The following is a 14,017-nucleotide window of genomic DNA, read 5'->3' as shown; positions in this document are numbered from 1 at the left end:
GCATCCACCGGCCCCGCACCGGGTGGGCCAGGGCCGGGCGCTGAGGGCAGTGCGCCGCCCTGGGCGCTGAGCCCGAGCCCGGCCAGCGGCCCGGGCGCGCCCGCCCTGACGCGCGAGCAGCGCCGCCAGGCCCGGGCCCAGATCCGCGCGAAGGTCAACGAGCTGCTGAGCAAAGGGCCGCAGCTGTCGCTGGCCGAAACCCAGGGGCTGCTCGACGAGATCGAGCGGCTGGGGCAGGGCCAGTTCGACCCGCGGTACTTCCAGATCATGCGGCAGATGCTCCAGCACAGCGCGCAGGCCCAGCGCCTGAGCGCGGAACTCAACCGCATCGCCAACAGCACCGCGCCCAAGGACGTGGCGCGCCGCCAGGCCATCCTGGGCGAGCTGCGCGAAATCGGCGACCGCGTGGCCAATGGCTCGAAAACCATGCAGTCGTACTCGCGCGATCTGCTGGCCGGCCAGCAGAAACCCTGAGCGAGCACGATCCATGCACGCCACCCGCTCCCGCCGACCCGCGCAGACCGGCTTCACCTTCGTGGAGATGGCCGTGGTGCTGGTCGTGGCCGGTTTGCTGAGCTGGGCCGCTTTTTCCGCCTACGACACGGTGCTCGACGCCAAAGACCGACGCCAGGCCCAGGACATGGCTCGCCAGGTGCAGTCCCAACTGCGCGCCTTTGCCGTGCGCCACGGCCGCCTGCCATGCCCCGACGCCAGCGCCGCGGGCACGGGCCTGGAGAGCCTGGTGGGCGGTGTCTGTGGCACCGGCAATCTGATCGGCTGGTTCCCCTACGTCAGTGTGGGGGCGGACCTGCCCGTGGCCGAACACCGCGCCCGCTACGCCGTGTACCGCGCCCCCAACGCCAGCGCCCCGGCCGACGCGGACCTGGCGCTCGCCCTGGAGCGCAGCGGCGACGCGATCGGCCACGTGAACCACCGCGACGTGAGCGACCTGATCGTCGCCCTGAACAACGTGGCCGGCCTGGCGCTGGCGACCGACCAGCCCCACCTGACCGGCGACGGCGGTGTGGCCGGCGCGGTGGACTGCGCCACCAACCGGCTGATGTCGGTCGCCTACTGGATCGTGGTGCCGCTCAAGGACCGCAGCGGCGACGGCGAGCGGCTGGACCCGCCGCATGCCAGCACCGGCCTGTGTGTGTTCAGCCCGGGCACCCCCGTGAGCGCCACCAACGACGACGTCGTCCTTTCCGAATCGCCAGCGCAGCTGGCCGGCTGGCTGCGCCAGAGCCTGCCCTGAACCAGCCCCGAGCCGCCGCCTTTTCCTTCACCGTTTTCTCCGCTTCAAAGACCGCCATGCACCACTTCAAGATCTCCATGTTCAAGCCCGGAATGGCCACCACCACCGCGATTGTTTCGGCAGCCTTGCTGGGCGCCTGCGTGGCACCGCCGCCCCAGAGCGCCAAAAACCTGGGCGACCCCGACGTCGATTCCTTGAAGCGCATGCAGGAGGTGACGCGGGCCGAGTCCGCGAAGCTGCTGGCCCAGCAGGAGCAGATCCTGCGGGAGATGCGCCGCACCGCGGCGGCCAAGCCGCTGGAGCCCGCCGCCCCCACCTACGACCCGCTGGAGGGCAAGACCATCAGCGTGGCGGTGTCCAACGGCAACATCAGCCAGATCCTCACGGCGTTCGCCGACGCGGCCAAGGTCAACCTCATCGTCGAGCCGGCGGTGGTGCAGCAGGGCGCGCTGACCGACATGTTCCTCAAGGACGTGTCGCTGCGCGAGGCTTTCAACGAGCTGCTGCGCAGCTACGACGTGGCCGGCGAAATCCGCAACCAGACCCTGCGCGTGAAGCTGCACGAAGAGAAGTTCTTCGCGATGGACTTCCTCAACATCAACACCCAGATGTCGCTGAACTCGGGCGGCAACGTGTTCGGCTCCAACTCCACCGGCGCCAACTCCGCGATCTCGGGCAGCCTGTCCATGAGCGCCTCGGCCGGCAGCCGCGCCGACCCCTACACCGAGATCGAGAACAACCTCAAGACCATCCTGGGTGAGGCCCGCTCGCCCGTGGTGGACCCGGCCTCGGCGGCCAAGGGCAACCAGGACCCGACCCAGGTGGTGCAGCCCAACCAGCAACACGGCTTCACGCTGAACCGCACCTCCGGCACCCTGTTCGTCAAGGCCCGCCCGTCCCAGATGCGCTCGGTGGAAAAGCTCATCAAGAACACCCAGGACATGCTGACCAAGCAGGTCTACATCGAAGCCCAGCTGATCGACGTGACGCTCAACGACGGCTACGAGTTCGGCATCGACTGGACCCAGCTGCGCAGCCGCCTGGCGCTGAATTTCGGCTCCAGCGCCCTGGAACTGGCCGGCGGCGTGGCCAGCCTGCCGAACTCCTCGCGCACGCGCAACTACCCCGCGAGCAGCCTGACCATTCCCTCCCGGCTGGTCGGGCCGGGCACGGGCCAGACCGGTGGCGGCGTGGCCTACCAGGACAGCAGCGGTTCGACCGTGATCAACGCCCTGCGCTCGTTCGGCAACCTGCGCATCCTCTCCAACCCGAACATCCAGGTGCGCAACGGCACCCCCGCGATGCTCTCGGTGGGCACCAGCCAGCGCTACGTGTCCAAGTCGAGCTCGGCCGAGAACAACATCGGCGGGGGGGCGACCACCACCTCGTCCGAGGTGCAGACCGACGCCGTGTTCTCCGGCGTGATGGTCGGCGTGCTGCCCATGATCCGCGAGGACGGGCGCATCGAACTGCTGATCAACCCGGTGCAGAGCGATGTGGACCCCGCCAGTCTGGCCCTGGTCGAGGTGAACGACTCCAACCGCGTGAGCCTGCCCCAGGTGGCCTACAAAGGCCTCACCACCACCCTGAATGTGAACGATGGCGACGTGGTCGTGGTGGGCGGCCTGATCGACCAGAAGAGCGGCAACAACAACGGCGGCCTGCCCTTCCTGTCGGACGTGCCCTTCTTCGGCAAGCTCGTCACCAAGGAAAACACCAGCCAGTCCGCCCGCGAACTCATCGTCGTGCTGCGTGTTCGCCTCCTATGAGCCTCATCTACCAGGCGCTCAAACAAACCGAACAGCAGGCGGCGCCGGCACAGCGGTCTGGCCGTCGGTGGACCGGCGTGGCCGCGCCCGCGCCGGCCAGGCGCGGCTGGAACCCGGTGCCGGCGTTGTGGGGCGTGGGGATCGCGGCCGTGGCGGTGCTGGCCGGTTGGGTGGTGAGCCTGGCCCTGGCGGCCCCGCATGGGCCGTCCGCGGAATCAAAGCCTGTGCCTGCGCCAGCGCCCGTGGTGCCGGCGGCGCGGGACGGCGCCGGCGCGCTGTCGCCCGCACCCCTTGCTCCGTCCCCGGCGGGAACGGCCCGGGTGGTCTGGCCTGAAGCGGCCCTGCCCAAGGCGGACCTGCCGCTGCCCACCGCCTCGCCTCGGCTGGCGCTCGCGCGCAGCTTGTCGGTGCCTGCTGGCTCGGGCGCGGGCGCGGCCTCGACCCCGCCCGCAGCGGCGCCGGCCGCACCGGCTCCGAACACGCAGAACGTCCAGGACACGCGCCCATCCGCCGAGCCCGTGACCGGGAAGAAGGGGGCCGCCGACAGTCCGCGTGCGCCAGCGAGCGCGCCGGTGTCCCAGCCCACGCCCGACGAGCTGCCGGCCCTGTTCGATGCGCTGAACCAGGCGCTGGCCGGCCACGAGGTGGATGCGGCCCGCCAGCAGCTGCAGGCGATCCAGGCCAGGCTGCCGGCGTCTTCGGTGGCCCGCCTGCGCGCCGAGGCCTGGTTTGCCCACCAGAGCGACGATCTGGACGGGGCGCAGCGCCTGTACCGGCGCCTGCTGGACAAGCTCTCGGGCGACGAACACGCCAGCCTCAATCTGGCGGCCATCGAGCGCCAGCGCCAGCGCTTTGACCAGGCCAGGGACCTGCTGACCAAGTCCCTGCGCCAGAACCCGAATTCGGCCGCGCTGCGCACGGCGGTGGATCAGTTGGCCCGCAGCGAGACCAGCCCATGAACGCCCGCAACAGCCACCTGGCCGCCCTGGGCCTGGTGCGCAACCCCTTCCCCTACACGCCCGACGCGGGCTGCTATTTCACGACCCCGCACCTGGACGAGCAACTGGTCGAGCTGGAGCACTGCGTGGTGTCGCGCAAGGGCTTCTCGCTGCTCACGGCCGAGGTCGGCATGGGCAAGAGCACGCTGGTGCGGCGGCTGATGACGGACCTGGCGGCCAAGAACGTGGTCTCCGCGCTGGTGTTCAACACCTTCCTGCAGGGCCCGGAGCTGCTGGCCGCCGTGCTGCAGGACTTCGGCCTGGAGGGCACCGGCACGCTGTCGTCCGACATCTCCGCGCTCAACACCTTCCTGCTCGCCAACCACCGCGAGGGCAAGACCTGCCTGCTGATCATCGACGACGCGCAGAACCTCTCGGCCAACTCGCTGGAGCTGATCCGGCTGCTGTGCAACCTGGAGACCGACCAGGAAAAGCTGCTGCAGATCCTGCTGGCCGGCCAGCCCGAGCTGGAAGAGATGCTGTCGCAGCACAGCCTGCGCCAGCTGCGCAGCCGGCTGGTGAAACATTCGCGGCTGTACGGACTGACCAGCACCGAGATCGCCGACTACGTGCGCTTCCGTTTCGAGTCGTCCGGCAGCGACGGCGCCCTGGTGTTGCAGACCGATGCCTGCCAGCTGCTCTGGCGCGAAACGCAGGGCGTGCCCCGGCAGATCCACCTGATCATGGACCGCTGCCTGTACGGGCTGGCGGCGCGCAACGGCAACGTGATCGACTCGAACCTGATGAAAGAGGCCGTCAACGACAGCCGGGTCGATCTGGTGGGCGCCCCCACGGCGGACGCCGTGGGCGTGGTGCCACCGTCGCGCGCCCGCCGGCCGTGGCTGGTCGCCGCCGCCTTCGCCGGCCTGGTCGCCACCGGGGCGGCGCTGGGCTCGCGTTTTGGCGGGGTGGACGGCGGCCCCGGGCAGCCGCGGGCCGATGGCGCGGCGGCCCAGGGGGTCGCGCTGGCCCCAGCGTCGCCCTACCCTGCACCGGCCCCCGCGCCGCAGGCCGCAACGCCTGCGGCACCGGCCGTGGCGGCGCTGTCCGTTGCGCCCGATGCCTCCGCCGCCCAGGGCGTGCCGGCCGTGGCACCCGGCGGCCTCTTCGGCGCTGGCTGTGAGCCCGCCACCGAGCAGCCCGCCGGGCGCATGGTGGTGAGCCAGCCCCTGGCGGAACTGACCCACCAGCTGCTGGGCGCGCGCCTGGCCCGCCTGGCCGACGTCTGCCTGGACAACCGCCAGGGCCAGGTGTGGCTGACCTGGAGCACGCCCCAGGCCGGCCACGCCGTGAACCAGCGGCTGACCGCGGCCCGTTTCCAGATCGCGCTGACCGAATACGGCAGCCTGCTGCCCCGGGAAGTGGACGGCATCTGGGGCGAGCGCAGCCGCGGCGCCCTGCGGCAATTCCAGAACGAACTGGGCCTGAGTCCCTCGGGCGAGGTGGACCCCCTGAGTGGCCTGCTATTGGAGAAGTTCTATGTACAAGAACAGTGAGACCGGGATGGAACCCATGATCGAAATCCGCCAGAGCTTCAGCCAGATGCTGGTGGCCAACGGGCTGGTCAGCCAGATCGTGATCGACTACGTGCGCCAAAAGCAGGCGGTCGAAGGGCAGAAGCTCGGGCGCATGTTGGTGGAGCTGGGCTTCATCAGCGCCAAGGACCTGGCGCGCCAGTTGGCGATCCAGCGCGGCATCGCGTTCAAGGAGGTGCCCGCGGTCGACCCGGAAGTGGCCGCGGCCTTCAACCGCAGCCTGTGCCTGACGCACAACTTCCTGCCGGTGGGCCGCGAGGGCGACAAGCTGCGGGTGCTGCTGGGCGACGCGGAGCCCGAGGCCGTGGCCACGCTGATCCAGCGCCGCGTCGGGCAGGAGGTGGTGTTCTGGCAGGGCGAGTTCTTCGCCGTCGTCGACGCCATCCACCAGCACTACTACTTCCAGGAAAACCCGGTCGAGCGGCTGATCGAAGCCGAGATCCGCAAGCTCGGCGACGACCGCGACCACGCCTACAGCCCCGACCGGCTGATGGAGCTGATCCTGCACACCGCCGTGCGCGAGCGCGCCACGGACGTGCACCTTGCCCCCACCGCCCGCAGCCGCGGGGTGCTGATGCGCATCGACGGCGTGTTGCGCCCGATGTTCGCGATGCCGCCCTCGCTGGACCGCCTGGTGTCTTTCATCAAGCTCAAGGCCGACATGGATGCCAGCGAGCAGCGCCTGCCGCAGGACGGCAGTTTCACCATCAACCTGATGGACGCCACCTACACGATCCGGGTCTCGACCATGATCTCGGAGTTCGGCGAGCGCGTGGCCATGCGCCTGCTGGCCGAGCGCAGCGACCTCGACCGCCTGCAGGACCTGGGCTTTCTGGAAGAAGACGTGGCCGAGATGGAAAAGGCCTTCGCGCGCCCGCACGGCCTGATCCTGATCACCGGCCCCACCGGCTCGGGCAAGAGCACCACCCTGCACGCCGCGCTGCGGGTGCAACCGCTGGTGGAGCGCAACGTGTTGACGGTGGAGGACCCGGTGGAGTACCGGGTGCCGGTGGCCTGCCAGACCGAGGTGAACCGGCGCGCGGGCTACGACTTCGCCAGCGCCATGCGGCACTTCCTGCGCCACGACCCGGACATCATCCTGGTCGGCGAGGTGCGCGACGCCGAAACGGCGCGGGCCGCGCTCGACGCCTCGTCCACCGGCCACCTGGTGCTCTCCACCCTGCACGTGGGCGGCATCTTCGGTGTGGTGCCCCGCCTGCGGCTGCTCGGCGTGGACGCCGAGACCGTGGCCGAGAACCTGGTGGCGGTCATCAACCAGCGCCTGGTGCGCTGCATCTGCCCCCACTGCAAGACCCAGCGCGCCGCGACCGACGACGAAAAAGCCTGGCTCGGGCCGGAGGTGTCCATGGTGCACCACGGCGCCGGCTGCACCCACTGCCGTGGCACTGGCTACCGCGGCCGGTTGCCGGTCTATGAAATCCTGACCGTCAAACGCGAGCTGGCCGACGCCATCGTGGGCGAGGCACCGCGGGCACGCATCCGCGAGCTGGCCGAGGCCAGCGGTCTCAAGCCCATGGTGCGCCTGGCGCGCTACCGGGTCCTGCAGGGCGAGACCACGGTGGACGAGGTGCGCCGCGCCATCGGACTGGAGTAAGCCATGAGCACCGCCGCCGCTCTGCGTACCTACTACTACCGCGTGCTGCTGCCCCACGGCAAGGTCCGCAGCGGCTTTCTGCGCCTGCTGGTCGAGCGCGACCACTCGGTGCGCCTGCGCCTGGAACAGACCACCGAGGGCGCCGTGCTCAGCCTGGTGCGCCTGCCGGCCTGGATCACGGCCCTGAACGACCTGCGCATGCGGCTGTTTCGCCGCCACGTGCGCCAGCAGGATCTGGCCGGTTTCCTGCGCGACATGGGCATCATGCTGGACGCGGGCGTGCCGATGATGGAGGCGCTCAAGACGCTGGTGGAAGACGAGTCCGGCGACGACGGCGTGGCCGAGGTCGCGCAGCGCGTGCACACCGACCTGGGCTCGGGCATGCGCATGCCGCAGTCGTTCGCCCGCCACCCCGACGTGTTCCCGGAGACCGTGCGCAACCTGGCGGAGATCGGCGACCAGTCGGGCGAGCTGCCCCGCATGCTGCTGGAGTCGGCCTCGCACATCGAGCGGCTGATCGACATCCGCCGCGACATCCGCACCGCGCTGATCTACCCGGTGCTGGTGTTCACCACCATCCTGGGCGTGGGCTTCTTCTGGCTCTATTACGTGGTGCCCAACATGGCCCAGCTGTTCAAGCAGCTCCAGGCCAAGCTGCCGCCACTCACGCAATGGCTGATCGCGGTGTCGGACGCGTTGGTCCATTACCTGGTGCTGTTCGCGGTCGGCGTGGTGCTGCTGATCATGGCGCTGATGTGGCTGTACCGCTCGATCCCCGGTTTCAGGCTCGCCTGTCACGAGCTGCTGCACCGCCTGCCGATCGCACGCACCCTGTCCACCTCCTCGGGCATGGCCTTCATCAGCGAACACCTGGCCCTGCTGGTGCGCGCCGGCCTGGACTTCATGCTCAGCCTGGACGTGTTGTCCCGCGCCACCACCGACCAGTACTACCGCGAGCGCCTGCTGCGGGTGCGCGACGGCGTGGCGCGCGGCGAAGGCATCGGCGCGTCCATGCGCCGCGTGGGCGGTTTCCCGGCCATGGCGGTGCGCATGATTTCCGTGGGCGAGGAGTCGGGCTCGCTGGACAAGCAGCTCGACCGCCTGGCCACCGAATACCGCAAGCGGCTGGACGTGGTGGTCAAGTCGCTGGGCGAGATCATCAAGCCCGCGCTCATCCTGCTGGCCGGCGCGCTGTTCATCTTCCTCATCGTCGCGCTGCTGCTGCCGATCTACGACCTGGTGCGCCAGTCGGTCAACCACTCGCTGGGAGGGGGCTGATGCGGTTGACGCCCCGGGCCGGCGTGCCCGCCCCGACCACCCGGCGCCGCCAGCGCGGCCTGGGCCTGCTCGAAGTGCTGCTGTTCATCGCGATCGTGGGCGGACTGGCCACGGTCGGCTACCTCGAATGGCGCGAACGCTCCGCGCTGCAGAGCTCGCGCCAGGGACGCGCGTCACTGTCCCAGGCGGACACGGCCGTGATCACCTTCGCCACGGTGATGCGCCGCCTGCCATGCCCCGACACCGACCGCGACGGGCTGGAAGACTGCGGCGGCGGGGCCCAGAAAGGCTGGCTGCCGTCGGTGTCGCTCAAGCTGGCGGGGGCCGATGCGGGCGTGGGCGTGGCCCAGCTGCGCTACCTGGTGCAGCGCGGCGCCACCGCCTACGACCTCGCGGTGCTGGGCGACGACTGGCGCCCGCTGGAATACGACGACGGCGCGACCACCTTCGCGGCCATGCGCGACACCGTTGGCAACGGCGGCAGCTACCAGGCCAACATCCTCACCCTGCCCGACCTGTGCCAGCGGGTGGGGCAGGGTGTGGCCGCCACCTTCGGCGCGGGCATGGCCCACGTGACCTCGTCCCCTTTGCGCCCGGTGGCCTATGCGCTGGTGCACCCGGGGCTGGAAGACACCGACGGCGACGGCTCGCTGTTTGACGGCGTCAACGGCGCCGCGGGCAACACGGTGGAAGACCCGGACCGTTCACCGCTGCTCAGCAGCTACGACGACGTGGTGCGCGAACGTTCGTTGGCCAGCCTGCAGTCGGCCTTCCACTGCCAGCCGCTGGCGCAGTCGATCGACACCGTGGCGCTCGGCTTGGACGTGGTGGACCAGGTCGACGAGATGCGCGAGGACAACATCGACGCCGCCGAGCGGGCGGTGATCTTCGCGGCTCTGGGTGCGGCGATCACGGCGGTGGAGCTGACCGCTTCGGTGGTGGAGGCCGCCTCGGACACGGGCAACGCGGTGGCCGAGGCCACACTGTGCGGCGCCACGCTGGGCCTGGCGGTGAACGCCTGCGCGGCCTTCCCGCAGCACATCGCCTCGGCCGTGCTCGCCGGGGTGTCCACCGCGGCCAACATCGCCACCATCGCCCTGAACGTCACGGCCGCGATCATGGCGGGTAACGCCCTGGTGCTGGCCGACAACAGCCGGCCGCCGGCATCGGTGTCCTGCCCCGTGCCCGACGTCAGCGCGGCGCTGGCCGCGTCGCTGGACGAATGGAACAAGGCCAAGGCCGAGGTGACCCGCCTGGAGGGCGAGGTGGCGGCCAAGCAAATTGAGCTGGCCAATGCGAACATCGCGAAGACCGCCGCGATCACTGCGCTGGAATCCTCGGTCCTAACCGATGGCTTCATCGGTGGTATCAGTTCCACATTGGACGGCACCGTGGACCAACTGATCGCCGGGTCGAACACCTGGAACCAGGAGGCGCTGGACTACGCCGCTGCCCAGGCCACCCGGACCCTCAACCAGACCGAATACGACAGCTGGAGCGACATCGTCGTGCGCTACAACGACATGCTGACCAACCGCACCACGCTGATCCCCCAGGTGGAGGCGGAGATTGCCGCGCTGGACATCCTGATCGCCGCCGAGACGGACCAGACCGCCAAGGAAGCCCTGCAGCTCCAGCGCAGCAACAAGCAGGGTGAGCTGGCGTTGCTCAACGACGTGACCACGCTCACCTCGGAGCGCGACAACGCCATCGTCAAGCGGGACCAGGCCTACGTGAACCTGCAAGCTGCCATCGCGGCCGAAGCCAACGCGCTGGCGGTGCTCAACGGCGCGCGCGGCAGCTACCAGACGGCCTACGCCAACCTCGCCAATGGCAGCTGGGGTCCTTACCTGATACAGAGGACGCCGCCGCTGGGTTCCCTTACTGCCTGTACACCACAGACATTCCCGTCGACCTGTCCCGGGGCATCGATACAGACCAGGCCGTTTGTTCTGGCGGCGATGCGGGACCTGTACGGCTCGGGCGGCGACACCGGATCGACACAACCCCACGCAGACAGCAAATACATGAGGCCTTTGACGATACAGCGCCAGCTCGACGGCTTGAACGCGCAGCTCACCGCCGCGCGGGAGATGGAAGTCGATACCAAGAAGCGCTACGACGACCTGAAAGCCCAGGCCGACAACCCGCCGGCCTGCAACCTCACTGGCACCGGTGTCACGCCCTGGTCGCCCACGACAGCCGCCGATCTGCTCATCAACGTCGACGTGAAGGGGGGCACGCGATGAACCGCTTTGTCATCCGCCGTCGGCAGCGCGGGTTCTCGCTGATCGAGCTGGGCGTGTCGCTGGTGATCGCCGGTGTGATCGGGCTGATGCTCTGGCGCTGGATCGCCGCGACGCAACAGCCCGTCTCGGCGCAGGACATGCGGCGCCATCTGGGCGAGGCGCAATCGGCGGTCGAGGGCTTCGTGCTCACGCGCCACCGGCTGCCGTGCGCCGCGGCCAACACCGCCGGGGTGGAAGCCTGCGGCACGGCCGACGCCGTGTTCCTGCCCTGGAAAACGCTGGGCCTGAGCAGCGACCTGAGCGTGCTGCACTACGGCGTCAACCGCGGCGGCGGGGCCGACCTGGCCGCCACCGGCGCGGCCTGGGTCGCGCCCGATCTGAACATCGACTTCACCGGCGTGCCGGTGCTGCCGGTGGCCACGGCCGATGCTCCGGCCGCCGCCGCCGCGGCCACGCAGGTGACCAGCCTGATCACCACGGCCGCGGCCCGGCGCACGGCGGTCAACGGGCTGGACTGGTGCCGCGTGCTGCGCGGTTTCGCGGCCAACCCCACGGCGGCCGGCGTGTTGAGCGCCGGCAACATCACGGCCAGCCTGCCGGTGGCGTTCACGCTGGTGCACCCGGGGCTGAACGGTCAGTTCGACGGCAACAACCGGGTCGGCGCGGGCGGCTCGTGGCGGTTCGATCTGCCGGGCCGGGCGCAGGACGAGGGCTTCGACGACATCGGCCTGGCCGTGGGGCCGGCGGACCTGTCCGCCCGCATGGGCTGCGTGGCGCGGCTGAGTGCTGCCCAGGGGTCGGCCCAGGCGGCCTTCGCCCAGTACGACACCGCCCGCGTGATGCAGGAGTACTGGTCGCTGCGCGAGTTCGACGTGACCACGGCCGAAGACGGCGTGAGCGGCGCCGAGACCGGCGTGGCCATGGCCGCCATGGGCCTGGCCATTTCGACCACCAGCACCCTGGTGGGGCTGGCCTCGGCCGCCAACACCGAGGGCCTGACCGTCTATGCCGTGGCCATCGCGGCCGTCAACATGGCCGTGGCCGTCACCGAAACCGTGCTGGCCGCGCAGGACCTGGTGGACGCCCAGCAGGCCCTGGTGGACTCCCGGGCCAAGCTCGTGGCCACCAGCACCTACGCGGCCGGGGTCTACACAGCGTTGGCCGATGCGCTGAGCCAATCCATTGCACTCGACACGAAAGGACTGAACCCATGAGACAGCGGATGAGGGGGTTCACGCTGGTGGAAATCTCGGTGGCCCTGCTGGCGCTGGGCCTGATCGTGTGGGGGGCGGTGGCGTTCTGGCAGCAGTCCGCGGGCCAGCGGGTGTCGGCCGTGCAGCTGGACGCGCAGCAGCAGGCCCGCCAGTCGGTGCTGGGTTTTCTGTACGCCCGCCACCGCCTGCCTTGCCCGGCGGCCGACGCCAACGGCGTGGAGTCCTGCTCGCTCGCGGGTGGCGGTCTGCGCCAGGTCGGCTACGTGCCCTGGCAGACGCTGGCCTTGCCGCGCCCCGAGGCCGGCCGGCTGCGCTACGGCGTGTTCCGTGAGGCCTCGGCCACGGCCCACCTGGACCGCGACCTCGCGGTGGCGCAGGACCGCATGAACCCCTTGCGCGTGCGCACGCCCAACCCGCGCCCGCAGAACGGCAATGCGCCCAACGGCAACGCGCCACCCCTGCCCGTGGCCACGGCGGGGCTGCTGGGCGCCACCCAGTCGGGTGACGTGGCGGCCCCGCTCAACAGCGCGTGCAACGCGGCCAACGCGCCACCCTGCCCATCGGGCGGGGCGGCCTCGGTCAACCAGGTGGACGTGTGCCTTGCGCTGAACACCGCCTCGGACGCCGCCACCGTGCCCGCCGGGTCGCTTGGTGTGATGTCCGCCGGCGTGCGCCGCCCGGCCGCGTTCGTGATCGCCGCGCCGGGCCTGCTCGACGCCGACGGCAACGGTCAGGCCTTTGACGGCGCCAACGCCACGGCCAGCGATGCCTCGCCCACCTTCGAGTCGTCCAACACGCGCTCGACCCACGCCTACGACGACACCGTGCTCGCCGCCAGCCACGCCGAGCTGTTTGCCACGCTGGGCTGCGAGACCGGCCTGTCGGTGGCCGAGCACGCCCATTTCAACGCCGCCACCGGGGCCTTCGTGCTGGAGCGCGCCCTGTACGACTACCGGGACCAGCTGTACGTGATGGTCAAGCTGGCGGAGGCGGACGTCGCGGCCGCCACGGCGGGCGTGACCAGCGCCATCGCCGGCGGGGCCGACGCCGCCCAGGCGATGCTCTCGGCCACCGCCGACACCACCATGAGCGCGGGCGCGCGTTCGTTCCAGATCGGCCTGGCCGCGGTCGGGATCGCCGCCGCCGTGGCGGGCGGCATTGCCGCGGGCGTCGCCATGGGGCTGTCCGTGGACTCGCTGGTGGACGCGCAGGACACGCACAACGCATTCGCGGCCCGCACCACCGCCATCACCGACCTGTCCATCTCCATCAACCGCAACGCGCTGCTCGCGGATGCGATCGGCTTCTGAGCCCTACTGTGTTTTCGGGGTACGCACCATGAATCGACCGACCAACGCCAAGTCCGCCGCGCCAGGCCATCGCCAGCGCGGCTTCACCCTGGTGGAGCTGAGCATCACCCTGCTGGTGATCGGCCTGCTGCTGGGCGCCGTGGCCGTGGGCCGCGACCTGCAGCGCAGCGCGGCCAACCAGCGCTTGTCCACCGACTTCGTGCAGGGCTGGCAACTGGCCTACGAGGCCTATGTGAACGGCGTGGGGCGCCCGCCCGGCGACAGCGCCACCAACCCGACCGGGCAGATCAACGGCGGCACCGCCCCGGCGGGCACCCAGCTCTGCGGCAACGACATGCTCAACGCCTTTCTGGCCGCTGGCGTGCGCCTGCCGGAAGGGCGCACGGCCGGCAGCGCGGACCGCTACGTCTACCTGGACAGCAACGGCAACCCGCAGGAAGTGCGGGTCTGTTTCCAGAGCGTGGACTGGGCCGAACCCGGCGCCACGGTCAACACCTACGCCACCCGCCCGCGCAACGTGATGGTGCTCAGCAGCGTCACCCCCTCGCTGGCGTCCATGCTCGACCAGCAGATCGACGGCCGCAACGACGCCCGGTTCGGTCGCTTCCGCGATGTGTCGTTCGCCAACGACATTGCAACCACCGACGGGCAGATCTGGCCCATCGACGACCGCATGGCCTTCGGCACCACCGTGGCCACCTCGCTGGACGAATCCCAGGTGGCCGTGACCACGGCTTACCTGCAGATGATGCGCTGAGGGCGCGTCTCCACCGTCTTCCATGCACAGGCCCGTG

At 70.3% G+C, this 14,017-nt stretch carries 11 protein-coding genes; all 11 read left to right on the top strand.

Going from position 1 to position 14,017, the window contains the following annotated elements; genetic code table 11:
- Positions 1-474 (top strand): hypothetical protein (locus AC07YZ_RS05530; RefSeq protein WP_494794019.1); only part of this gene is annotated, 474 nt, incomplete at its 5' end.
- Positions 475-487: 13 nt separating this feature from the next.
- Positions 488-1,255, top strand: a complete 768-nt coding sequence (locus tag AC07YZ_RS05525; protein ID WP_494794018.1) for a type II secretion system protein — start codon at positions 488-490, stop codon at positions 1,253-1,255.
- Between the two features lie 56 nt (positions 1,256-1,311).
- Positions 1,312-3,024 carry a pilus (MSHA type) biogenesis protein MshL gene (gene mshL / locus AC07YZ_RS05520; RefSeq protein WP_494794017.1) on the top strand — a complete coding sequence of 571 codons (1,713 nt, stop codon included), beginning with the start codon at positions 1,312-1,314 and terminating at the stop codon, positions 3,022-3,024.
- Positions 3,021-3,983, top strand: coding sequence for a tetratricopeptide repeat protein (locus AC07YZ_RS05515; RefSeq protein ID WP_494794016.1), 963 nt, complete (start codon positions 3,021-3,023; stop codon positions 3,981-3,983). The genes mshL and AC07YZ_RS05515 overlap by 4 nt, the downstream gene beginning before the upstream one ends.
- Entirely contained in the window at positions 3,980-5,518 is a 1,539-nt protein-coding gene (locus AC07YZ_RS05510; protein WP_494794015.1) for an AAA family ATPase, read from the top strand. Before AC07YZ_RS05515 ends, AC07YZ_RS05510 begins: the two co-directional genes overlap by 4 nt.
- Entirely contained in the window at positions 5,502-7,172 is a 1,671-nt protein-coding gene (locus tag AC07YZ_RS05505; RefSeq protein ID WP_226492415.1) for a GspE/PulE family protein, read from the top strand. Before AC07YZ_RS05510 ends, AC07YZ_RS05505 begins: the two co-directional genes overlap by 17 nt.
- A gap of 3 nt (positions 7,173-7,175) precedes the next feature.
- A complete protein-coding gene (locus AC07YZ_RS05500; RefSeq protein WP_494794014.1) occupies positions 7,176-8,450 on the top strand; it encodes a type II secretion system F family protein in 1,275 nt (424 codons plus the stop codon).
- Positions 8,450-10,699 (top strand): type II secretion system protein, encoded by a 2,250-nt coding sequence (locus tag AC07YZ_RS05495; RefSeq protein ID WP_494794013.1) that lies wholly within the window; start codon positions 8,450-8,452, stop codon positions 10,697-10,699. The genes AC07YZ_RS05500 and AC07YZ_RS05495 overlap by 1 nt, the downstream gene beginning before the upstream one ends.
- On the top strand, positions 10,696-11,913 hold the full coding sequence (locus tag AC07YZ_RS05490; RefSeq protein WP_494794012.1) for a type II secretion system protein: 1,218 nt from the start codon (positions 10,696-10,698) through the stop codon (positions 11,911-11,913). Before AC07YZ_RS05495 ends, AC07YZ_RS05490 begins: the two co-directional genes overlap by 4 nt.
- The gene (locus tag AC07YZ_RS05485) at positions 11,910-13,223 is read left to right on the top strand and encodes a type II secretion system protein (RefSeq protein ID WP_494794011.1); all 1,314 of its coding nucleotides are present in this window, start codon (positions 11,910-11,912) and stop codon (positions 13,221-13,223) included. The genes AC07YZ_RS05490 and AC07YZ_RS05485 overlap by 4 nt, the downstream gene beginning before the upstream one ends.
- Before the next feature lie 28 nt (positions 13,224-13,251).
- Entirely contained in the window at positions 13,252-13,980 is a 729-nt protein-coding gene (locus AC07YZ_RS05480; RefSeq protein ID WP_494794010.1) for a type II secretion system protein, read from the top strand.
- Positions 13,981-14,017: the final 37 nt, after the last annotated feature.

The sequence above is a fragment of the Hydrogenophaga sp. GW101-3F08 genome (assembly GCF_059424585.1).
This window is presented reverse-complemented; position numbering and strand designations above follow the sequence as displayed.